Below are 24,528 nucleotides of genomic sequence, written 5' to 3'. Positions count from 1 at the left end.
CGCCTTGGCCGATGCGCGCAAAGCGGGATTAAAGCGGATGCAGTGAAAGTCCTGCCATCCATGGTGCTGGCCTTAATTAACCTTCACTAAGTAACCAGCAATGAAACGATCTCCGGAGCAGCTGCTTTTCCCGTGGCGGCGAACCAGCCAGACAGGAGAGCGACAGTCGTCGTTTCATCCAACGATGCCAATTGTACCTGATAAAAAGCGGAAAAGCGCAAAACCGGGCAAAACACGCGTTTTACCCGGCCCTGGCGCGACACATCGCCCGTACCTCGCGCATCACAGGGAGGCGAGTTTCTCCGAAAGAATGGCCGATGCACCCAGGAAAGCTGGATACTGCGCCGTGATGACGAAGGTCGGCACTTGTGACACGTAATTGGCGAAGCGGCCCTTGCGCTCAAAGCGGGCGCGGAAACCGGAACGGTCGAAACGCGCTCCCAAGCGTGGCACGATGCCGCCGCCGATATAAATGCCGCCGAGCGCGCCCAGGGTGACGGCGACGTTGCCCGCCACCGTGCCGAGCATGCAGCAGAACGCTTCGATGACATCGTCGCACAGCTGGGATTCGCCGGCCAGCGCGCGGCGCGTGATTTCCGCCGCCGGCAAGGCTTCGGCGGGCACGCCCGCGCGGTCGGCCAGGGCGCGGTAGATCAGTTCCAGGCCATCGCCGGAAATCAGGCGCTCGGCCGAGACGTGCTCGTATTCGCGCCAGGCAAATTGCAGGATGCTCACTTCCGTTTCATTGAACGGCGCAAAGCTGACGTGGCCGCCTTCGCTTTGCAGGGCGATCCAGCCGCCGTGCGAAGGAATCAGGCCCGACACGCCCAGGCCCGTGCCGGCGCCGATCAGGCCGATGGCCGTGTTCGGACGGGCCGTGCCCGCGCCCACCTGGTGCTTCTGTTCGCTCGACAGCTGCGGCAAGGAACGCGCCAGGGCCGTGAAATCGTTGACCACGTCCAGGGTCGTGAAGCCGCACTCTTCGCGCATGGCGCGGATCGAGAACGACCAGTGGTGGTTCGTCATGCTGAGGAAGTCGCCGTCGACGGGGTTGGCAATGGCGATCACGGCATGGCGCACGGCTTGCCCGCCTGCGGCAGCGATGTGCGGCAGGGCCAGGTAGGCTTGCAGGGCGGCGGACAGACTCGGGTAATCGGCACAGGGCAGCACTTCGACCAGGGTGATGTGGCCGGCGGCCACTTCCAGGGCGAAACGGGCATTGGTGCCGCCCACGTCGGCCAGCAGGCGCGGTCCATCGGCAAAGGCGGAAGTCGGCAGTACGGGAGAAGACGAAGCGCTCATGATTTTAAATGATGAAGTGGGACGCATGGGACGCCAAGCTTAAAGGATGAATGCGCCCGGAGGCAAGCAAAGTTTGTAGTTTAAGTACATCAAAACAAGCCTTTATTGGTAGTTCCACTCCAAATGCAACAGGCAAGGCCAAAGTTGCTCGAAAACAATGATTTATAGTAAGTACCTACACTCGTCAGACGCACCAAAATCATGCTGCATAGCAGCAGGAATCGCGTAAAAACAAGAGTATGCCGCAGTTTGCGCAAAGCCGCTTTGTAGGGGGCGGCCCAGGCGTGGCGGCGCCGTCCCGGTGGCCCGGCGACAGTATTTTCGTATTATTACTACCGGTTTTTACTGCTCAGGAGGGCAAGCCTTCGCCCAGCAGGCTGGCGGGTGCCGGCTGGTCCGAGCGGTAGGCGGCATTCCACGCGTCGAGGCCGCCATGCAGGGGCTTGGCCCTGTGAAAGCCGTGCTGGTGCAGCAGCTTGGCCACTTGCGCGGCCGTCACGTCGTTGGGGCAGCTGCAATACACGATGATGTGGCGGTCCTTGTCCATGGCGATCATGGCGGGCACCGGCTCCTTGCCATTGAAGAACAAGGCGCCCGGCACGGCCGGTTCCAGCGCTTGCGCCGTGGCACTGCGCGCGTCAACCATCAGCGGCTCCTCGCCCTGCTCTATGAGTTCAAGCAATTCATCGATGCCGATGCGCTCGATCTGCAAGGCCTGGCGGAAACGCCGGCGTTCGAGGAATTTGTACAGCAGGAACAAGCCCAGCAAGGCGGCCAGCATCAGCAAGGCCGTACTGCCCATGGTGCTGAGCAAGTCCAGCACCTGCTGCACGCTGGCGTGAAAGATCACGCCGACGGCGATGCCGGTGCCGCTCCACAGCAAGGCGCCCAGGCCCGCATACAGGAAGAACAGGCGCGGCGGCGTGCCCAGCGCACCCGACATGGGCGCGGCCACGGTATTGAATCCCGGCACGAACTTGGAGACGATCAGGGCTTTCGGGCCCCAGCGCTTGAATTTGTCTTCCGTCTGGCTGACGCAGTAATCGGGCGACAGCGAGATGCGGCACAGCAGCCGCAGGATGCGCTTGCCGAAATGGCGGCCCGCGCGGAACCACGTGAAGTCGCTGATCAGGCAGGCGCCCAGCGCGGCGGCCAGCACCAGTCCCCCATTCATGTCGCCATCGACGGCCAGCGCCCCCGCCACCACGAGGATGGGAAAGGCGGGAATCGGCAGGCCGAGCTGCTCCACCAGCACGATGCCAAAGACAATCAGGACACCGTAATGTTCGAGCAGGTAAATGAGGTTGGGCATGGGCGCTATCTTACCGTAAAAGCGTGTTTAGATTTGCACGCCCTTCGGTATGGCGCTCAATAAGGTGCGCGTGTACGGATGCACGGGATTGCGGTACAGCTCATCCGAATCGGCCAGTTCCACCACTTGCCCCTTGTGCATCACCATCACCTGGTCGGCGATGTATTTCACCACTGATAAGTCGTGCGAAATGAAGATGTAGGACAGGCCGAATTCATCCTGCAAATCCTGCAGCAGGTTGAGCACCTGCGCCTGCACCGACACGTCCAGCGCCGACACGGATTCGTCGCACACCAGAATCTCCGGCTGCATGGTCAGGCAGCGGGCAATCGCGATGCGCTGGCGCTGGCCGCCCGAGAACTCGTGCGGATAGCGGTGGAAAGCCTGTTCCGGCAAGCCGACTTTGTCGAGCAGCCAGTAGGCCTTGGCGATGCGTTCCTTGTCATCGGCGCCGATCTTGTGGATGCGCATAGGTTCGAGCAAAATCTGCCCCACCGTGAAGCGGGGATTCAAGGACGCATACGGATTCTGGAAGATGATCTGGATGCGGCGTTTATACGGCAGGTATTCCTTGTTCGGCATGGCAATCAGGTCCTTGCCGTGGAACATGGCCGTGCCGCCCGTGGCCTGGTGCAGGCGCAGCAGGGTCAGGCCCACCGTCGTCTTGCCGGAGCCGGATTCGCCCACCACGCCCAGGGTTTTTCCGCGCGGCAAAGTGAACGACACATCCTTGACGGCCTGGAATTCGCGCTTGCCGAACAGGCCTTCGCGCGTATAAAAGCTTTTACTGAGGTTATTCACCACCAGCACCGGCTCGTCGCCCGGCGTATAGCCGCGCGTGCGCTGTTTCACCTCAACGCCGGGACCGGCCTTGCCCTCCATATAATCGGCGATGACGGGCAAGCGCCATGGGCGCTCGTCCAGCGAGGGGCGGCAATGCAACAGCGCTTTCGTGTAACTGTCTTGCGGCGCTTCGAATACCTGGCGCACCTCGCCCGTCTCGCGCACTTCGCCGTGGCGCATGACGATCACCTGGTCGGCGATCTCCCCCACCAGGCCCAGGTCGTGGGTAATGAAGAGCACGGACATTTGATGTTTCTTTTGCAGCGCCGCGATCAGGTCCATGATCTGCTTCTGGATCGTCACGTCGAGCGCCGTCGTCGGTTCGTCCGCGATCAGCAGTTTCGGTTCGCAGGCGATCGCCATGGCGATCATCACGCGCTGCTGCTGGCCGCCCGACATCTGGCTCGGGTAGGCGTCGATCTTGGTGTTTGGATCGGGTATGCCCACTTCTTCGAGCAGCGCCAAGGTACGCGCGCGCGCCTGCTTGCGGTTCATGCCCATGTGCTGGCGCAACACCTCGGCGATCTGGAAGCCGACCGTGAAGACGGGGTTCAGCGACGACATCGGCTCCTGGAAGATCATCGAGATATCCTTGCCGCACATGGTACGGCGCTCGGCGATCGACAGTTGCAGCAAATCGCGCCCGCCGAAATGGATGCGCGATTGCGGATCGATGATGGTGCTGTCAGGCGGCAGCAGGCCCATCACGGCCAGCGAGCTGACGGACTTGCCGCTGCCCGATTCGCCCACCAGGGCCACGGTGCTGTTGCGCGGCACGTTGAACGAGATGCCCTTGACGGCTTCGAACGTGGTCTTCTTGTCCAGGCGGAAGGTGACGCGCAGGTCGCGCACTTCCAACAGGTTATTCTGGTCCATGAGCAACTCCTATTTCACTTTGGGGTCGAGCGCATCGCGCAAGGCATCGGTAAACAGCGAGAACGCCGTCACCAGCACGGCCATCGCCGTGGCGGCGGCCGTCAGCTGCCACCATTTGCCCAGGATCAGTTCATTTTGTGCCTCATTGAGCATGCTGCCCCACGAGACGGTGCCCACCGGCACGCCAAAGCCGAGGAAACTCAAGATCACTTCCGCCTTGATGAAGCCCACCACGAGAATCGACATTTGCACCAAAGCAACGTGACTCACGTTCGGGAAAATGTGCGAAAACATCTTGCGCCAGTGCGAGGCGCCGATGGCGTCGGCCGCCATCACGTATTCGCGCGCCTTGTGCTTGATGTATTCGGCGCGGATCAGGCGGTATGGCCCCGTCCAGCCCGTCAAACCGAGGATCAGCACGATGGTCAGCACGCCCTTCTGCTGCAGCACGGCCGCCACCGTCAAGATCATCAAAATCGACGGGATCGACGTGAAGATGCTGTAGAACCAGTTGAAGAAATCATCGACGATGCCGCCGAAGTAGCCGGACACGGCGCCAAAGATCGTGCCCAGCACCACGGCCAGCAAGGCCGCCACCAGGCCGACGACGATCGACGTTTCGCCGCCCTTGATGGTTTTCTGCACGATATCGTGGCCCCACTTGTCGGCGCCGAAAGGCAAGGTTGCCGCCTTGTGCGCGATCAGCTTCTTCGTCTTGCCCATGCCGGCGCGCAAGGCCGTCAAGTCGTCGGCCAGCGGGTCGGTGACGCCGTACATCTCGACGCCGGCAGAAGGATTGCTGCCCATCTGCGCGCGCAGTTCAGCGATATCGTCGGCCAGCGGGTCGAGCACGTTGACGGGTGTCGGCGCGCTGCGCTCGTCGGCCAGGGGAATGGCGCCGTCGGCGGCACCGGCCGCATCCTTGTCGGCACCGACAAACGTGGGCGGCGCATAGCTGACGGCCACTTCGTCTTCCCAGTTCGCCGCCACCAGGCCGCTGGCAGACGCCAGCACCAGCAGGAAAAATGCGCCGACCACGGCCAGCGATACCATTGCAATCTTGTCGCCGCGCAAACGGCGCCACGCCAGGGCCCACAGGCCGGGCGATGTATGAGGTTTCGACATCGTCTCTTTCTACTTCAGTTGTACGCGAGGATCGACCGCCTGGTACAGCAGGTCGGTGAGCAGGTTGAAGAGCATGGTGGCGGCGGCAACATACACGGTGATCGCCTTGATCACCGGAAAATCGCTGCGCTCGACGGCCAAAATCACTTCACGCCCGATGCCGGGAATGCCGAAGAAGCGCTCGAGCAGGAAAGCGCCGATCAGCAGGGCCGGCAAGTTCGACATCACATAGGTAATGATGGGAATGCCGGCGTTGCGCAGCACGTGGACCCACATGATGCGGCCTTCCTTGAGGCCCTTGGCGCGCGCCGTGCGCACGTAATCCTGGTTCGCCTCGTCCAGCACGAAGGTGCGGAACAGGCGCAGGGTCGGCGCGATCGACACGGCCAGGCCAATCAGAATCGGCAGGGTCGAATAGCGCAGCAGGTTTTCCCAGAAGCTGTCGCCCCAGCCCTGCACGGGGAACAGGCCCAGCTTGTAGGCAAAGCCGTACTGGAAGACGATGATGTAGACGAGGATGGAAATCGACATGCCCACCGTGCAGGCGATCATCACCATGCGGTCCGTCAGCGAACCGCGCACGAACGCGATGGCCAGCGCCAGCGCCACGCCGAAAAAGGTTTCCAGCACGGTCAGCGGGATCAGCACCATCATCGACGGGCCCAGGCGCGAGGTGATGATGTGCGACACGGACTCGCCCGTGGCCCAGCTTTGACCGAAATCAAAGGTGACGATCTGCTTGATGAAGATCCACAGCTGCACGTAGTACGGCTGGTCGACGCCCAGCTGGCGGCGGATGTTGGCGATGCTTTCCGCACTCGACATCTTGCCGGCCAGGATGTAGGCGGGGTCGCCGCCCACCCAGTTAAACAATATAAACACCAGCAGGACGACGCCCAGCATGGTGGGCAGCATCTGCCACAAGCGGCGCAGGATATAAGCAAACATAATGATTCCTTGTCGTATATGGTGTTAAAAGCGGCCGCGCTTATTTTTTAGCCGAGTCAGCCGCAGGTGCCACCGGCGCGCCCGTGCTGTCGATATCCATATACGCCCATTCCTGGAACAGGATAGGGTGCTTCTTGTAACCGAGCACCGACTTTTGCGCCAGCATGTTGCGGTAGCGCGCGTAGCCGATCAGGGCGCCCGCATTGACTTCCAGGCGGCGCGCCATCTTGTGGAACAGCTCGTCGCGCTCGGGGCTGGCCGGCATGGCCTGGCTGGCCGCGTACCATTTGTCGTACTCGGGGTCCTGGTAGCAGCCGTTGTTGTTCTGGTGCGTGTTGGGGCCGTAGAACAGCTGCATGAAGTTGTCGCCGTCCGGATAGTCGGCCAGCCACGGCGCCGTGCGCGTCTGCATCTTGCACTGCTTTTCCGTCTTCAAGATATCGGAAAAGATCATGCGGTCGTTTTCCATGCGGATGCCCAGCGAGTTGTACGTCTTGCGCCACATTTCCGCCTGCAGCACGCCGTTGGCTTCGTTGCGCGAAGCGTAGCGGATCAAGAGCGGTTTGCCATCCGGCAAGGTACGCCAGCCATCGGCGCCCTTCTTGTAGCCGAATTTATCGAGCAGCTTGTTGGCCAGCACGGGATCGTATTGCAGCAGGGATTTATAGTGCGGATCGTAGCCGACGACGCCGGGCGGGATCGGATAGTCGAGGCGTTTGGCCTGGCCATTCCAGATGATGCGGATTTCCTCATCGATATTGTGCGCCATGGCAATGGCGCGGCGCAGGGCGATCTTTTCCTTGCTGAAGCCGCCCAGGGTGGGGTCTTCCATGTTCCAGTAGTAATAGCTGATTTCCGGGTCCAGCAGGCGCGACAGTTGCACGCCCTTCTCCGCCAGCTCGGGACGCAGCTTGCCATTCAGCAACGCCTTCGGCGCCAGCGGGCCGTCGAGCCAGAACACGTCCGTGCCGCCGCTCTGGAACGACAGCCAGCGCGACTGGTCTTCGATCATCACGGAAATTTCGATGCGGTCGATGGCGGGAATGCGCTTGCCCTGCATCTGGCGCACGATGCGCTGGTCGTCCGGGTCGTCGCCGGCCATGAAATTCCATGTCTCGGGCAAATGCTGGGGGTTACGGTTCAGGACGATGCGGTTGCCGCGCGTCCATTCGCCCAGGGTGTAGTAGCCGGTGCCGACGGGATTCGAGCCCACTTCGCCCTTCACGTCGCCGTATTTGTCCACCACTTCGCGCGCCACGGCGGCCGTCGGCACGTAGGCGAGGATCATGGGGAAATTGAAATCGGTCTTGGTCAGCGAGATGCGCAGGGTGTACGGGTCGAGGATTTCCAGCCCCGCCACCTTCTTGCTGTAATCGAGCTTGTTCGACTTGGCCGCATCCTTGGCCAGGTCGTCCAGACCCACCACCTTGCCTTCGAACAGCCAGCTGTGCGGCGACGCCAGGCGCGGATCGAACAGGCGCTTCCACGAATACACGTAGTCGGCCATCGTCAGTTCGCGGCGCTTGCCGCCGAACGCGGCGTCAGGCGTGTACAGGATGCCTTTTTTCAGGCGGATGGTATAGGTCTTGCCGTCGGCCGACACTTCCGGCATGGCGGCCGCCGCGCCGGGCACCACCTTGACGGGGCGCGCCAGGTAGTCATAGGTGTACAGGGTGTCGAAGACGGCCTGCGTGATGTGGTTCGAATACAGGTCGCGCGCGGTGGCCGGATCGAAGCCCGTCTCGGCGGCCGGCAGGATATAGCGCAAGGTTTTGACCGGCGCGGCCGCGGGGGCAGCGTCAACGGCCACGGCCGCCAGCGGCAGGGTGGCCAGGCAGGCGAGCAGCGCCATGCGCCGCATCCATGGTGACTTCATGTAATACCCTTCATCTCGATTATCTGTCGCACCGTATTGGTGCGCTTGTACTGGCTTCCCCCTGGGATACAGGATTCCACCGCCAAAACCAGTCCATCCTCGCAAGATCTATGCCTTGTTCATCGCCAGCCGGACCTGCAAGCAGGCGAGCCGGAAAAAGGCGTAACGATAACGCATATTCCGTTCGCCGGGCGAAAAGCCGCAGCACTGGCGTGGCGTGGCGCCACGCTCACCTGCCTCGCCGGGAGAATCTTGCGCAGCGCAACAAAGACAGGTCGCCGCCATGAAAAACCGGCCTGGCAGTAACCCTTACGGCTTCGAATGACAGCCGTTTTTATCGCAGTACGGAAAATGCGCATCGCAGTGCAACATTAAAATAATTGCAAATATTGAAACACGTCAACATTATAAAAAACACTGTTGTTTCCATGCTGAAAGCGGGTGTGTGTGCGTTGACAAGGTTTCTCGACAAATGGTCTTATCGATCACGACGGCTCACACGATATGCCGTTTGATCCATAGCGATTGCCGACGCAGCAATCTTTATCACCCTGGCAAAGCTGTGCCGCACAAGGGCCGGCCGAGCATACTTTCGGAGTTCTGAGAATGATGATGGAAACAGTGATGTCCCGCTCCGTACGCCTGATTTTTTCGGGTAGCGTAGCAGCGCTCAGCCTGGGCATGATGGCTGCGCCGGCAATGGCGCAAGACGCCAATGTACAACGTGTGGAAATTACAGGCTCGAGCATCAAACGGGCTACGGCCGAGACCGCGTCGCCGGTACAGCTCATCACCCGCGACGACTTGATGAAATCGGGCAAGGCCACCGTGGCCGAATACCTGCAAACCCTGACCGCCGATGGCGCCGGCTCCCTGCCGACGGGCTTCGGCAACGGCTTTGCCGCCGGCTCCACGGCCATCTCGCTGCGCGGCCTGGGCGCCACCTCGACCCTGGTCTTGCTCAATGGCCGCCGCATGGCGCCGTTCGCGCGCGCCGATGACGGCCAGAAGAGCTTTACCGACCTGTCCACCGTGCCGATGCAGATCGTCGAGCGCATCGAAATCCTCAAGGACGGCGCCTCGTCGACCTACGGCGCGGACGCCATCGCCGGCGTCGTCAACATCATCCTGCGCAAGGACTTCGAAGGCCTGACCCTGAAAGGCGACACGGGCATCTCCGGCGACAGCGACGCCAAGCAGCACCGCGCCTCGCTGACCTTCGGCAAGGGCAACCTGGATACGGATAAATTCAACTTCGTCCTCAATGCCGAGTACAGCAAATCGGACATGCTGATGAACAATGACCGCGCCGGCCGCAAATGGATAGGCAAGGCCGACCTGCGTCCGTATGGCTATGCGATCAACACCCAGTTCGCCGGCGGCTACATCAATGGCAACAACGATGCGAATGCCGCGCCGACGGGCCTGATCCGCGACCCCGTCACCAACAACTATGTGTCCCTGCCCGGCTGCTCCAGCTTGTCCGTGTCTTCGCCGCAAGATCCGAAGGGCGGCTGCCTGTGGCACCACGACCAGTTCCGCTCGATGCAGCCGAAGATCGAATCGATCAACCTGTACACGCGCGGCACCTGGCAAGTCAATGCCGACACCCAGGTGTATGCGGAAGCGGGCTACTCGAAGCGCGATACGGCCTTCACCCTGATCCCGCCCTCGATCACGCCGACCATCGCCTTCCCGCCGAACGCCACCAGCCCGACTGGCGTCGTCAACTACGGTTCCGGCGCCGGCACCACCATTGTGCTGGCCGCCAACCATCCGCAAAATCCGTATGGCGTGCCGGTGCGCGTGCGCTACCAGGCTTTCGATGCGGGCGCCAGCACGCGCCAGGCCAACAATGAGTTCAACCGCATCGTGCTCGGCGTCAAGGGCAACGCCATGGGCTGGGACTACGATGCCGGCTATACGCACTCGGAATCGAAGCTGCACCTCGATTACAGCAATATGCTGAACATGGCCGTCGTCAAGGATGCCCTGGGCAATCCGAACAGCCAATATTTCCCGTACTACATCGGCGCGCAGGCGGGCAAGAATCCCGCCTCGCTGTACGCGGCCATGGTGACGAACGCCACCTCCGATTCCACCACCAAGCTCGACATCATCGACTTCAAGGCCTCGCGCGAGCTGATGCAGTTGCCGGGCGGCGCCCTGGGCCTGGCCGTGGGCGCGGAACACCGCCGCGACAAGCTCGACAATCCTTCGCTGTCGGGCACGCAGGACGGTTCCATCAACTCCAGCTATGTGGCGGCCAAGGGCGACAGCAAGGTCTCGGCCGTGTTCCTCGAAGTGCTGGCGCCCGTCATCAAGACGGTGGAGCTATCGGGCGCCTTGCGTTACGACAAATATGACCGTTTCTCGTCGACCACGCCGAAACTGGGCGCCAAGTGGACACCGGTGAAAACCTTCGCCGTGCGCGGCACGTATTCGGAAGGCTTCCGCGCGCCAGGACCGGCCGAAAGCAATGCCAACTCGCAATCGACGGGCACCTCGACCGTCAGCGATCCCGTGCGCTGCCCGGGCGGCACCCGCCTGCCGGGCGCCAATGCCAGCGATTGCGAACTGCAGGTGGCGGCCGTCAAGATCGGCGACCCGAGCCTGAAGCCGGAAAAGTCCAAGGGCTACACCCTGGGCCTCGTGTGGGATCCGTTCAACGATACCAGCCTGTCGCTCGATGCCTGGAAGATCAAGCGCGAAAACGAGATCAACCCGCTGCCGTACAACGAAGCGGCCGCCCTGCCGACGGCCGTGCGCGCCGACAATAACCTGACCATCAATGGCGTAGTGGTGCCGAACACGGGCACCTTGCTGATCACCACGGCACCGTACCGCAACTCCAGCTACACGGAGATCAAGGGTATCGACCTGGACGTCAAGCAGCGCGTGCGCCTGGGCGACTACGGCCGCGCCACGTTCGGCCTGACCTGGACCCACATCGCCTCGTGGGTGCGCGCCGAGTCGGCCACCGTGCGCTACCAGTTCGCCGGCACGCATGGCAATTGCGATACCTCCAACTGTGCCGGCACGCCGAAGGACAAGATCAATCTGACCGGCTCGTGGGACCTGGGCAACTGGAACGTCAGCGGCGTGCTGAACTACCGTTCGGATATGAAAAATATCAAGTTTGAAGGCGATCCTTGCGCCTCCAAACTGGCGAACGGCACGCCGGCGCCGAACGGTTGCAAGCTCGCCTCGTTCACCACGCTCGACCTGTCGAGCCGCTGGAACGTCAACAAACAGTTGCAATTGTTTGCCTCGATCAACAACGTGACAGACAAGATCGCCCCGCTCGACCCGCTGACCTACGGCGGCATGAGCTATAACCCGATGGATGCCAGCGGCGCCATCGGCCGCTACTTCAAACTGGGCGCCAGCTACAAGTTCTTCTAAGCTGACACCCGTATCCTGGCGCAAGGCGGTGAGCAATCACCGCCTTTTTTTCGTCCGCGACTGTGGCGCAAGGCACTCATCCACACGCCTATTGCGCCAGCGCAAACCTTACCTGCTGTGCGCCTGTAAAACTCCCTTGCAGGCCACTTGGCCCATGACCAAGCCACAGGAGTGTCAGATGACGCAAACCCGCAGTCCCTCCCCTACCTTGCGCCTGTTGTGCGCTGCCCTGCTCGGCGCGTATGGCCATGCGGCCATGGCGCAGGACACCGGCGCCGCCGGCGAGCCTCCCGCCATGCAGCGCGTCGAAGTCACCGGTTCCTCGATCAAGCGCCTCGTCTCGGAAACGGCGACGCCCCTGTCCATCTTCAAGGCCGAGGATTTCGCCAAACAGGGCCTGACGACAGCCCAGGAAGTTCTCAGCAAGATCCCCTCGAATGCGTCCAGCATGGGCAGCGGCAATGCCGTCGGCGGCAATACCAGCGGCTTGCCCACGGGCGGCCAGGCCAGCGCCGACTTGCGTGGCCTGGGCGGCGACAAGACCCTGGTCCTGCTCAACGGCAGGCGCATCGCCAACCATCCGTATGACGGCGCCAGCGTCGACCTGAACATCATCCCCATCGCGGCCCTGGAAAGAGTCGAAGTGCTGCGCGACGGCGCCTCGGCCATCTATGGCACGGACGCCATCGGCGGCGTCATCAATTTCATCACCAAGCGCTCGGTCAACGTCACGAACATCACGGCCGAAGTGGTCGCCCCCGAACACAAGGGCGGCGGCGAGCACCGCATCAACCTGTCGACGGGTTTCGGCAAGCTCGACACGGACGGCTACAATATCTTCGGCGTGCTCGACTACCACAAGCAAAACGTGCTCACGTCGCAGGACCGCGCCTTTTCAGCCACCGGCATCGTCCCCTCGCGCGGCCTGTCCATTACCAGCGGCACGACGTTTCCTGGCAACTACTTCGATGCGGCGGCCAACGGCGGCAATGGCCTGGCCGGCAACCCCTACGCGGCCAGCGGCTGCCTGCCGCCGCTGTCGGTGCCGGCCCTGCCGGCGAACGGCACCTGCCGCCAGGATTACACGCGCCAGATCGACGACTTGCCCGCACAGCAGCAAATAGCCTTCTTCGGCAAGGGCGCCTTCAAGCTGGGCGGCGGCCACCTGGCCACGGTGGAATACCTGCATTCGGAAAACAAGGTGAAGGCACGCACGGCGCCGCCGCCGCAAACGGGCCTGATTCTGCCCATCAGCAGCAAATATTATCCGGGCAATGCGGGCGGCGTACCGGCCCAGCCGGGCTTGTCGGGCCAGCCGCTGAGCGTCAACTGGCGCCCTGTGGAAGCGGGCCAGCGGCAGATCGATTCGGACGGCAAGGCGGACCGCCTGGTGCTGGCCCTCGAAGGCGAGCTGGCCGGCTGGGACTACAAGACGGGCCTGAGCCATGCCATCAGCAAGTCGTCGGAAAAATTCACGAACGGCTATGTGCAGGATGCGGGTTTTGCCGCTGGCGTGCTGAACGGCATTCTGAACCCGTTTGGCGAGCAGGATGCGGCCGGCAAGGCTTACCTGGCCAGCACGGCACTGCGCGGCGAAGTGCAAAGCGCCAAGGTCACCAACACGGGCTTCGACATCAAGGGCAGCCGCGAACTGATGCAGCTGGCCGGCGGCCCGCTGGCCATCGCGCTGGGCGGCGAGGCGCGGCGCGAAAAGGCCGACTTCAACGTCAACCGCGACATCGCCGGCCAGGCTGCCAGTTCCGGTCTGTCGGGCTCGCTGTCGAAGAGCGGTTCGCGGACCATCGAAGCTGTCTTCGGCGAAGTCAACTTGCCGCTGATCAAGGACCTGGAAGTACAGCTTGCCGCCCGCTTCGACCATTACAGCGACGTGGGCAGCACCACCAATCCGAAGCTGGCCCTGCGCTACCAGGCCAGCAGCGCGCTGGTGCTGCGCGGCTCGGCCAGTACGGGTTTCCGCGCGCCCACCCTGTTTGAAAAGAATGCGCCGCCGTCGAAGAACGATACCAACGATACCTATGATGACCCGATTTTGTGCCCCGGCGGCGTGCCGCAGCCCGGTGCCAACCCCTTGCGCGATTGCGACTTGCAGCAGTTCAAGCTACAGGGCGGCAATGAAAAGCTGAAACCGGAAAAATCCACGACCTTTGCCCTCGGCCTCGTGCTCGAACCCGTCAAGGAAGTCACGCTCGCCATCGATTACTGGAACATCCATTTGAAGGACAAGATTTCGTCCTTGCCCGAGCAATCGATCTTCGGCAACTACGAGAAATACAAGGCCTTGTTCCTGCGCAATCCCGATGGTTCGCCCTACGCCATCCTGGACTTGAACGACAATCTCGGCGAAGTGAAAACGGACGGCATCGACGTCAGCCTCAATGCGCGCCTGGCCCGTGGCGCGTATGGCGATGTCAGCGTGTCGGTCGATGGCACGTGGACCCACAAGTATGACTACCAGAACGAACGGAGCGGCGCCTTCATTGCCAACGTGGGCCGCTACGCGGACAACAATCCCGTGTTCCGCTGGAAACATACGGCCGCGCTGAACTGGCGCATGGGCAACTGGGGCGCCACCGTGTCGCAATCGTTCAAGTCCGGCTACACGGATCAGAATCTGGTGGATCCGCAGTTCCGCCACGATGTGCCGTCGTACAGCCTGCTGAACGTGTCGGGCAGCTACGCGTGGAAAGGCGTGCTGCTGACGGCCGGCGTGAAAAACCTGTTCGACAGGGAACCGCCGTTCTCGAACCAGGGCACCTTGTTCCAGAAAGGTTACGACCCGCGTTACACGGACCCGATCGGGCGCGCCTGGTACCTGCGCGGCAGCTATACGTTTTAAGGGGAATTTTCAGGTCAATAGATAAAACAGGCAGCGCTGGCAACAGCGTGCCAGCAACAGAAAAGCGGCGCCATCAGCGATGATGTGCGCCGTTTTATTTTACGCATCTGAGCAAGGCTGACAAGGGTTCACGATACTTTATTGCTGAAGGATTACAAAAAAAACAGGGAAATGTTGCATTTCGTCCAAAAAGTCCGCGTGAAATTGACAATCTGAATCGTGAATGTTTTGATGAGGGCCCAGAAAATTTACAGAATTTTCATTGGTGGATTTTCAAAAAGGCAAATAAATTGTTGGCAAGCAACAAGTTATTTCAAAATAATTGCCGCCTTTATCACAATAACAAGGAATTTCAGATGATGATAGAAAATGTAATATCGCGGTCGCTGCGCCTGATGTTTGCAGGCGGCATGGCCCTGAGTATGCACGCCGCGTACGCACAAGAAACAACAGATGGCACCATGCAACGCGTGGAAGTCACGGGTTCGAGCATCAAGCGCCTGGCATCGGAGACAGCGCTGCCGATCACCTCGATCAAGGCTGACGATTTCGCCAAGCAAGGCTTGACGACGGCGCAGGAAGTCCTGTCCACCATTTCCATGAATCAGAGTTCGCAAAGCAGCTCGCAATCCGTCGGTTCGGGCACGGGCGGCCAGTCCGTCGCCGACCTGCGCGGCATCGGCGGCGACAAGACCCTGGTCCTGCTGAACGGCCGCCGCATCGCCAGCCACCCGTTCAACGGTTCGTCCGTCGACCTGAACATCATCCCTATTTCTGCTTTGGAACGTGTCGAAGTGCTGCGTGACGGCGCCTCCGCGATCTACGGCACGGACGCCATCGGCGGCGTGATCAACTTCATCACCAAGCGTTCCGTCAAAGGCGGTTCCGTCACGGTCGAACATTACGAGCCGCAAAAAGCGGGCGGCGGCGACGAGTCGCGCCTGAACCTGTCCGGCGGCTATGGCGACCTGAACAAAGATGGCTTCAACGTCTTCGGCGTTGTTGACGTGCATCGCCAGTCGGCGCTGAGCACGGCCGACCGTTCCTTCTCGAAGAGCGGCTACATCCCGAGCAAGGGCGTGGATAACCTGAGCGGCACCACCTTCCCGGCCAACTTCTACGATACGGGCAATGGCCTGATCGGCAACCCGGCCTTCGCCGGCGGTTGCGTGGGTGAAAACCTGTACAAGAATACCTCGGGCAAGAGCACCTGCGCCATGGATGTCACGCCATTCATCCAGGCTATTCCGAAAACCCAGCAGGAATCCTTCCTGGGCAAGGCCAGCTTCAAGCTGAACCAGGATCACCTGGCCACCATCGAGTACTTGCACTCGCGCAGCACCAACGAAGCGCGCATCTCGCCGCCGCCGATGTCGAACATCGGCATCCTCATGTCGTCGAGCTCGCCGTACTACCCGGGCGGCAGCGGCGGCGTGCCAGCCGTGGCAGGCCTGTCGGGCGAGCCGCTGGACATCAGCTGGCGTCCAGTGGCGTCGGGCCAGCGCAGCGGCTTCGACACCAGCACCTCGGACCGCCTGGTACTGGCTTCCGAAGGCGTCCTGGGCGCGTGGGACTACAACGTCGGCCTGAGCTACTCCGTCAGCAAGGCCACCAGCGCCTTCACGGGCGGCTACCTGAATGACCAGCGCATCATTGACGGCATCGGCAATGGCATCCTGAATCCGTTCGGCGAGCAGAGCGCCGCTGGCACCGCGTACCTGAAGGATTCCGTCCTGAAAGGCGAATACCTGAGCGCGAAGATGACCAGCACCGCAGTCGATGCGAAGATCAGCCGCGAGCTGTTCAACCTGCCGGCTGGCGCAGTCGGTTTCGCCGTCGGTACGGAATTCCGCAACGACAAGGCCGAATACAACGTAAACCGCGACCTGGCCGGCCAGGCATCGAGCTCCGGCTACGCCGAAGCGCAGAACCAGTCGGGCAGCCGCAACATCTCCGCCATCTTCTCGGAACTGAGCATTCCTGTCGTAAAAGACCTGGAACTGTCGCTGGCAGCCCGTTATGATCACTACAACGACGTCGGCGGCAGCTTCAACCCGAAAGTCGGCGTACGCTGGCAACCAACGAGCCAGGTGCTGCTGCGCAGCTCCTACAACACAGGTTTCCGTGCGCCAACGCTGTATGACCTGCATGGTCCGCAAACCAAGACCTTCACTGCCAACAAGTACGACGATCCACGCCTGTGCCCAGGCGGCGTAGCGATCCCTGGCGCCAACAGCAACGTGGCCTGCGGCGCGCAGCAGTACATCCGTTCGGGCGGCAATCCGGATGTGGGCCCGGAAAAATCGAAAACCTTCAGTGCCGGTATCGTCATCGAGCCGACCAAGTCGCTGACCGTCTCGCTCGATTACTTCCAGATCAAGCTGCGCGACAAGATTGGCACCGTGGCCGAACAGACCCTGTTCGACAACTACGCCAAGTATCAAAACAACTTCATCTATACCGCTGACGGCAAGCTCGATTACGTGCTCGCTACCCTGGGCAACCTGGGCGAAATGCACACCTCGGGCATCGACCTGGGCTTGAACTGGAAATTGCCACGCAGCCAGTATGGCAACTTCACGTTCAACTTCGATGGCACCTGGGTGCAGAAGTATGAGTACCAGAACGAACGCGGCGGCGAATTCTTGCAAAACGTGGGCGTGTATGGCGACAAGGCACCAGTATTCCGCTGGAGACACAATGCCTCCCTGCAATGGAATCTGGACAAATGGAACGCCACGCTGTCGAACAAGTACATGAGCGGCTACCGTGACCAGAACTATGTCGATCCGCAATTCGAGCAAAGCGTCAAGGCTTACTCGGTATGGTCGCTGTCGGGCGCGTACTCGGGCTTCAAGAACACCGAAGTCACCGTGGGCGTGAAAAACCTGCTGAACGAAGATCCACCGTTCAGTAACCAGATCGGCACCTTCCAGTCCGGCTACGATCCGCGTTACGCCGATCCGCTGGGCCGTACTTTCTACGTGCGCGCCACGTACAAGTTTTAAGCTGCTGCATAACTGATACCAGCTGAAAACTAAAAAAGCCCGGAAAGCTTAGCTTTCCGGGCTTTTTTTCATGCTGCGCGCCATGTTAGTCCGCGTCGCCCTGCAAGCGGCGCTGCTTCACGGCCGCCGCCAGGTTTTCCAGCACGGCCACGCTGGCGCTCCAGTCGATGCAGCCGTCCGTGACGGATTGACCGTAGATCAATTCCTTGCCGGGGATCAAATCCTGGCGCCCCGCCACCAGATGCGATTCCACCATCACGCCGACGATGCGGCCATCGCCGCCCGCCACCTGGCTGGCGATGTCGGCGCACACGGGGATCTGGTTTTCCGGTTTTTTCGAGCTGTTCGCATGCGAGGCGTCGATCATCAGGCGCGCCGCCAGCCCTTGCGCGGCGATGGCCTTGCACGCCTCGTCCACGCTGGCCGCGTCATAGTTCGGGGTTTTTCCGCCGCGCAAGATGATATGGCAATCCTCGTTGCCGTTGGTCGAGACGATGGCCGAGTGGCCGCCCTTCGTGACGGAAAGAAAATGGTGCGGCTGCGAGGCGGCCTTGATGGCTTCCACGGCGATCTTCACATTGCCGTCCGTGCCATTCTTGAAGCCAACCGGGCACGACAATCCCGACGCCAGCTCGCGGTGCACCTGCGACTCCGTCGTGCGCGCGCCGATGGCGCCCCAGCTGATCAGGTCGGCGATGTATTGCGGGCTGATGACGTCGAGGAACTCGGTACCGGCAGGCAAACCCAGCTCATTGATATCGCGTAACAATTCGCGCGCCATGCGCAAGCCGTCGTTGATGCGGAAGCTGTTGTCCATGTACGGGTCGTTGATCAAGCCCTTCCAGCCCACCGTCGTGCGCGGCTTCTCGAAGTAGACGCGCATGACGATTTCCAGTTCGCCCGCGAAACGCGCGCGCTCCTTGACCAGCAGGCGCGCATATTCCATCGCCGCCTTGGTGTCGTGGATGGAGCAAGGCCCGATCACCACCATCAGGCGGTCGTCCTGGCCATGCAAAATGCGGTGCAGGGCGATACGGGCGCTGGCGGCGGTCTGTCCGGCTTGCTCCGAGCAGGCGAATTCGCGGATCAGGTGGGACGGCGGGGTCAATTCCTTCATTTCGCGAATTCGCAAATCATCGGTGCGGGGCATCATTTTCTCCAAAATTTAAGGATGGGTAAAACATCTGGGTAAAAAAAAACCGCCATCAGTGGCGGTTTTTTAGAATGTGCTGGGGTCTCGTTTTTTGCTGCTACGTGAACCGACCGCTACTCCACCGCCTTTGGGGTTGGAATTGCTAAAGTAAAAATAAGCGGTAAAAAAGTGGCGAGCGAACATGCGAGTCATCCCTAAGTGATGATCGACTATAAACCTAAATCGCAAGGGTTGGCAAGCGTATTTGTCGGCAAAGCCGCATGCCGCTGCCGTTTCACACTGAAAAACACGCCAAAAAGCGTAAAAAGTTGCGCGCTGCAGGTCCGCACCGGCTGGCCAACAACGCTGGGGCCGCCGTGGCGCGCACGCCACGCCAGCCCGTTTTGACCTTGGGAAGCGACGCACTACTGATGTAGATCGAATCCCCGCCAGGCCGCACGGCCAAGACTGCAAGGTGTACCTCACCTTTTTCTGTCTGACCTTCCGGAGACTCGCATGATCTACAAACAATCTGTCCATCCATTTTCACCGCCACGCATGGGCCTGGCTCTGGCAAGCGCCCTGCTCGCCCTGCCCGTCCTGGCACAGGAAGCGGCTCCCATTGCCCGCGTGGAAATCACCGGCTCGAACATCCGCCGCGCGCAGGCGGAAACGGCGTCGGCCGTGCAAACCCTGAACGCGGCCGACATTGAAAAATCGGGCAAGTCCAGCGTGGCCGAACTGCTGCAGACCCTGGCCGTCGACAACCAGGGCTCCGTGCCCACTACCTTCGGCAACGGCTTTGCCGCCGGCGCTTCCGGCGTGTCGCTGCGGGGCCTGGGCACGGCCTCGACCCTGGTGCTGCTGAACGGGCGCCGCGTGGCGCCATATGGCCTGGCCGACGATGGCCAGAAGGTATTTGCCGACCTGAACATCATTCCCCTGGAAGCGGTGGAACGGGTGGAAATCCTCAAGGATGGCGCCTCGGCCATCTACGGTTCGGACGCCATCGCCGGCGTGGTCAACGTGATCCTGCGGCGCGACTACCAGGGCACGGCCATCAAGGGCAATTACGGCAAAACGAAAGAGTGGGACGGGCGCGACGCGCGCGCCGCCATCACGCACGGCTTCGGCGACATCGACAGCGACCGCTACAACGTGCTGCTGAACCTCGAGTACAGCGAAAAGGCCGCCGTCTGGAACCGCGACCGGGCCGGACGGGGCGCCGTCGGCCGCAGCGACTTGCGCGACCTGGGCTTCAGCGCACAGGAAACCCTCAGCGGCGCGGGCGCCATCACCACCAACAACGCGGCCGGCAGCGCCGTCAACGGCAATGTGCGCAATCCCGACACGCTCGACTACTACAACCGCGGCAACCTGGCCGGCGTGGGCTTTACGCGCACCTTCCCCGGCGCCGCCTGCGGCAACTTCACCACACATCCGCAGGGCGACCCGGGCGGCGGCTGCCTGACCGATGCCGCGCAGCAATACGGCCAGATCCAGCCCAAGCAAAAGAACATCAATTTCTTCGGCCGCGCCGCCTGGCAACTGACGCCTGCCTTGCAAACGTATGCCGAATTGAACGTGTATCACAGCGAATCGAATTCCGTCACCACGCCTTCGACGGTCAGCGGTTCGGTCGGCTATCCGGGCGGCCCCGTCAGCAATGCCGGCGTGTCGCTCGGTGCTGCGCACCCGGACAACCCGTATTTCGGCACGGCGGCGCGGCTGCGCTACCTGGCGGCCGACGTAGGGCCGCGCCTGTCGGAAGTCGACTCCACCTTCACGCGCTTCGTGGCCGGCATCAAGGGTAGCGTGGCGGGCTGGGATATCGACAGCGCCTTGCTGTACTCGCAGAACAAGGTCTCGAACGACTTGAACGGCTATCTGCAGCGCGACGTCGCCTTCGCCCTGCTCAACCCGACAGCCGCCAATGTGGCGGCTGCCAGCCTGAACCCCGCGTATGCGGCCCTGCCGGCGGGCAGCCTGTGGCGCATCGCGGAAAACGCGGGCCTCAATTCGCCCGCGCTGTACGCGGCCCTGTCGCCACGCATCTCGAACGACGCCAAGACGCATATCGCACAGATCGACTTCAAGGCCAGCCGCGAGGTGGCCAAGCTCGACGGCGGCGGCCTCGGTGTGGCCGTGGGCGCAGAATTCCGTCACGAAGCGACGGAACTCAAACCCACCACGGGCACGGAACGGGGCAATATCATTGGCCTCGGCTATTCCGCCTACAAGGGCAGCCGCAACGCCTCGGCCATCTATGCCGAAGTGCTGGCGCCCGTGCTGAAAACCGTGGAACTGTCGGGCGCCCTGCGCGCCGACCATTTTACCGACGTGGGCAATTCCTACACGCCGAAAGTGGGCGTGAAATGGACGCCCATACGCGAACTGGCCCTGCGCGGCACCTTTGCCAAGGGCTTCCGCGCGCCAAGCGCGGCGGAAAACGGCGTCGGCGGCCTGGCCGCGTTCTCCACCGCCAGCGATCCGCTGCGCTGCGCGCTGGGCGTGGAAGTGGCCTGCGATCCGGCGCCGATCGCCGTCATCACCTCACCCAATCCGAACCTGTCGCCCGAACGTTCGCGCAGCTATTCCGTGGGCGCCGTGTGGGACCCGCTACCGCGCAGCAGCATTTCCGTCGACCTGTGGCAAATCCGCCGCAAGAATGAAATCAACCAGGAGCAGACGGATGCGGCCATTGCCGCCGGCAACGTGGCGCGCGACCCGTCCACGGCCACCGGTATTCCCGGCGATCCGGGCGCCATCACGGCCGTGCTGGCCAACTATGTGAATTCGGCGCAAACGACGGTGCGCGGCATCGATATCGACGCCCGCCAGCGCTTCAACCTGGGCAGCGACTATGGCAACCTGGTGTTCGACCTGAAGTGGACGCACCTGTACAAATGGCTGCGCACGGAACAGGATGGCACGCAGCGCGATTTTGCCGGCACGCATGGCAATTGCGACGTGTCCAACTGCATGGGCACGCCGGACGACCGCATCAACCTGGGCGCCACCTGGGAACGCCAGAACTGGCGCGTCACGGCCAACGTCAACTACCGCGCCCCGCTCGACAACGTGCGGTTCAAGAATGACCCGGACGGCTGCGCCACGCATTTTGCCGACGGTACGGACGCGCCGCGCGGCTGCCGCATCGCCTCGTTCACCACGGTGGACCTGACGGCCCGCTGGCTGGCCACGCCCAAGCTGGAAGTGTTTGCGACGATACAAAACCTGTTCGACAAGATCGCCCCGCTCGACCCGCTGACGTATGGCGCCACGGGCTACAACCCGCTCGACTACGCGGGCGCGGCGGGACGCTTCATCAGTGCGGGGGTGAAATACAAGTTCTGAAAAATCGGGAGCGTAGGTCGGATTAGCGGGGCGCAGCCACGCGTCATCCGACAACCGTGTTGGCGCGGCCGGCAATGGTGTCGGGTTACGCGCCTTGCGCTAACCCGACCTACGCCAGCGCCATCTCGGAAAAGTAGGTCGGATTAGCCCGGAGGGCGTAATCCGACAACCGTGTTGGCCGCCCCGTGTTCAGCAAAATCAGGCCGTGCCGCCGACCGTGATGCCGTCCAGGCGCAAGGTCGGCTGCCCCACGCCCACGGGCACGCTTTGCCCTTCCTTGCCGCACACGCCCACGCCCGAGTCGAGGCGCATGTCGTTGCCGATCATGGAGACGCGGTTGAGCACGTCCGGGCCGTTGCCGATCAGGGTGGCGCCCTTCACCGGATAGCTGAGCTTGCCGTTTTCGATCATGTACGCTTCGCTGGCCGAAAAGACGAACTTGCCATTCGTGATGTCGACCTGGCCGCCGCCGAAGTTGACGGCATACAAGCCGTTTTTCACGGAAGCGAGGATCTCGCCTGGGTCCTTGTCGCCACCCAGCATATACGTATTCGTCATGCGCGGCATGGGCAGGTGGGCGAACGATTCGCGACGCGCGTTGCCCGTCACGGGCATCTTCATCAGGCGCGCGTTCATCGTGTCCTGGATGTAACCCTTCAGGATGCCGTCTTCGATCAGGGTCGTGCACTGCGTGGGATTGCCCTCGTCGTCGATATTGAGCGAACCGCGCCGGCCGGCCAGGGTGCCGTCATCGACCACGGTGACGCCCTTGGCCGCCACGCGTTCGCCGATGCGGCCCGAAAACGCGGACGAACCCTTGCGGTTGAAATCGCCTTCCAAGCCGTGGCCGATCGCTTCGTGCAGCAAGATGCCGGGCCAGCCCGGTCCCAGCACGATGGTCATGGGCCCGGCGGGCGCGGGGCACGCTTCCAGGTTCACCAGCGCCGAATTGACGGCATCGCTGGCATATTGCTCCAGCACGGCATCGCTGAAATAGTCGTAGCTGAAACGCCCGCCGCCGCCGGCCGAGCCCGTTTCGCGGCGGCCGTTCTGTTCCGCGATCACGGTCAGCGACACGCGCACCAGCGGGCGGATGTCGGCCGCCAGCACGCCGTCGCTGCGCAGCACCAGCACCACGTCGTACTCGCCGGCCAGGCCCGCCATCACTTGCACCACCCGGGGGTCTTTCGCCCGCGCCATCTTTTCCACGCGCTCGAGCAGCTGCACCTTGGCCGTGGCATCGAGCGAGGCGAGCGGATCGTTGGGCAGGTACAGCGAGCGTCCGCCCTGCGGCTGCATCCGGCCCGCGATCTTGATTTTGCCGGCGCCCGCGCGCGCAATCGTGCGCGTGGCCGCTGCCGCTTCCAGCAGGGCCCGCTCGGAAATGTCATCGGAGTACGCAAACGCCGTCTTGTCGCCGGACACGGCACGTACGCCCACGCCCTGGTCGATGGAAAAGCTGCCCGTCTTGACGATGCCCTCTTCCAGGCTCCAGCCTTCGCTCTTGGTCGACTGGAAATACAGGTCGGCATAGTCGACCTTGTGCGTAAACATCGTGCCCAGGGCTTTGAGCAGCTTGTCTTCGTCCAGGCCGAAGGGCGTGAGCAGGATATCGCGCGCCACGGCCAGGCTGGACAGATTGGGTTCAAATGGAATCATGGCTATCTTTTCTCAACATTCAATTTACATCGTCCGATGGGTTAGCGCGGGCAGGGACTCGCGCACGCCGGCCAAAAACACCAGGTCGATCTCGCCGCTGACCACGCCCTCGCCTTCCGGCAGCACGGCGATCACTTCGCCCCACGGGTCGATCAGCATGCTGTGGCCCCAGGTGCGGCGGCCGTTCGGATGCAGGCCACCCTGCGCCGAGGCCAGCACATAGCACTGGTTTTCGATGGCGCGCGCGCGCAGCAGCACTTCCCAGTGGGCGCTGCCCGTCGTATGGGTAAACGCGGCCGGCACGACGATCAGCGCGCAATCGCCCATGGCGCGGTACAGTTCGGGAAAGCGCAGGTCATAGCAGATGGACAGGCCGACGCGGCCGAACGGCGTCTCGATAGCGCGCACCTGCGCGCCCGGCACGATGGTGCGCGATTCATTGTACGACTCGGTGCCGCGCGTAAAACCGAACAGGTGGATCTTGTCGTAGCGGCCGGCCGGCTCGCCTTGCGGGTCGTACACCAGCGTGGTGTTCAAAACCTTGCCCTCCTCGCCGGAAATCAGGGGCAAGGTGCCGCCGATCAGCCAGATGCCGTGCTGGCGCGCCATCTGCGCCATGCCATCCTGGATGGGGCCGTGGCCTGGCTGTTCCGCATGGGCCAGCTTGTCCGTTTCCTGCTTGCCCATGATGGCCCAGTATTCGGGCAGCACCACCAGTTGCGCGCCACCGGCGGCGGCCTGCGCCACCAGGCGCCGCGCCGTAGCCAGGTTGTCTTCCACGGAAGGCGAAGAAATCATTTGTACTGCTGCAACTGTATGCATCATTTC

General features: G+C 62.2%; 13 protein-coding genes. 4 read left to right on the top strand and 9 right to left on the bottom strand.

The window, feature by feature from the left end; genetic code table 11:
• Window positions 1-282 precede the first annotated feature (282 nt).
• From JAB4_RS07020 to JAB4_RS06995, 6 genes are all read right to left on the bottom strand, one after another.
• Window positions 283-1,302, bottom strand: a complete 1,020-nt coding sequence (locus tag JAB4_RS07020) for a glucokinase (protein ID WP_070219236.1) — start codon at window positions 1,300-1,302, stop codon at window positions 283-285.
• 349 nt (window positions 1,303-1,651) lie between these two features.
• Window positions 1,652-2,614, bottom strand: a complete 963-nt coding sequence (locus JAB4_RS07015) for a VTT domain-containing protein (RefSeq protein WP_070219237.1) — start codon at window positions 2,612-2,614, stop codon at window positions 1,652-1,654.
• A gap of 27 nt (window positions 2,615-2,641) precedes the next feature.
• Complete coding sequence (locus JAB4_RS07010; protein WP_070219238.1) at window positions 2,642-4,333, bottom strand: ABC transporter ATP-binding protein; 1,692 nt, start codon at window positions 4,331-4,333, stop codon at window positions 2,642-2,644.
• Between the two features lie 9 nt (window positions 4,334-4,342).
• On the bottom strand, window positions 4,343-5,458 hold the full coding sequence (locus tag JAB4_RS07005; RefSeq protein ID WP_070219239.1) for an ABC transporter permease: 1,116 nt from the start codon (window positions 5,456-5,458) through the stop codon (window positions 4,343-4,345).
• A gap of 9 nt (window positions 5,459-5,467) precedes the next feature.
• Window positions 5,468-6,406 (bottom strand): ABC transporter permease, encoded by a 939-nt coding sequence (locus JAB4_RS07000; protein WP_070219240.1) that lies wholly within the window; start codon window positions 6,404-6,406, stop codon window positions 5,468-5,470.
• Window positions 6,407-6,446: 40 nt separating this feature from the next.
• Window positions 6,447-8,282 (bottom strand): ABC transporter substrate-binding protein, encoded by a 1,836-nt coding sequence (locus JAB4_RS06995; protein WP_070219241.1) that lies wholly within the window; start codon window positions 8,280-8,282, stop codon window positions 6,447-6,449.
• Between the two features lie 624 nt (window positions 8,283-8,906).
• On the opposite strand from JAB4_RS06995, the gene JAB4_RS06990 reads away from it, so the two are divergent.
• The 3 genes from JAB4_RS06990 (at window position 8,907) to JAB4_RS06980 (ending at window position 17,552) form a co-directional block, all read left to right on the top strand.
• Window positions 8,907-11,687, top strand: a complete 2,781-nt coding sequence (locus JAB4_RS06990; RefSeq protein WP_083287267.1) for a TonB-dependent receptor — start codon at window positions 8,907-8,909, stop codon at window positions 11,685-11,687.
• A gap of 178 nt (window positions 11,688-11,865) precedes the next feature.
• Complete coding sequence (locus JAB4_RS06985) at window positions 11,866-14,544, top strand: TonB-dependent receptor (protein ID WP_083287268.1); 2,679 nt, start codon at window positions 11,866-11,868, stop codon at window positions 14,542-14,544.
• 461 nt (window positions 14,545-15,005) lie between these two features.
• Window positions 15,006-17,552 carry a TonB-dependent receptor gene (locus JAB4_RS06980; protein ID WP_227742109.1) on the top strand — a complete coding sequence of 849 codons (2,547 nt, stop codon included), beginning with the start codon at window positions 15,006-15,008 and terminating at the stop codon, window positions 17,550-17,552.
• 85 nt (window positions 17,553-17,637) lie between these two features.
• Here JAB4_RS06980 and aroG read toward each other — a convergent pair whose 3' ends face one another.
• Complete coding sequence (gene aroG, locus JAB4_RS06975) at window positions 17,638-18,702, bottom strand: 3-deoxy-7-phosphoheptulonate synthase AroG (RefSeq protein ID WP_070219338.1); 1,065 nt, start codon at window positions 18,700-18,702, stop codon at window positions 17,638-17,640.
• A gap of 498 nt (window positions 18,703-19,200) precedes the next feature.
• Here aroG and JAB4_RS06970 point away from each other — a divergent pair, with 498 nt between their 5' ends.
• Complete coding sequence (locus JAB4_RS06970) at window positions 19,201-22,041, top strand: TonB-dependent receptor (protein WP_070219243.1); 2,841 nt, start codon at window positions 19,201-19,203, stop codon at window positions 22,039-22,041.
• 198 nt (window positions 22,042-22,239) lie between these two features.
• Here the strand turns inward: JAB4_RS06970 and tldD are convergent, their stop codons facing one another.
• The gene (gene tldD, locus JAB4_RS06965) at window positions 22,240-23,700 is read right to left on the bottom strand and encodes a metalloprotease TldD (RefSeq protein ID WP_070219244.1); all 1,461 of its coding nucleotides are present in this window, start codon (window positions 23,698-23,700) and stop codon (window positions 22,240-22,242) included.
• Between the two features lie 24 nt (window positions 23,701-23,724).
• Entirely contained in the window at window positions 23,725-24,525 is an 801-nt protein-coding gene (locus JAB4_RS06960; protein ID WP_070219245.1) for a carbon-nitrogen hydrolase family protein, read from the bottom strand.
• Window positions 24,526-24,528 lie beyond the last annotated feature (3 nt).

Origin of the sequence: Janthinobacterium sp. HH102, from assembly GCF_001758625.2 — a bacterium.
In the GTDB taxonomy this organism is placed as follows: Bacteria; Pseudomonadota; Gammaproteobacteria; order Burkholderiales; family Burkholderiaceae_D; genus Janthinobacterium.
Note: the sequence above shows the minus strand (reverse complement) of the source record. Positions and strands in the feature narration are given on the sequence as shown.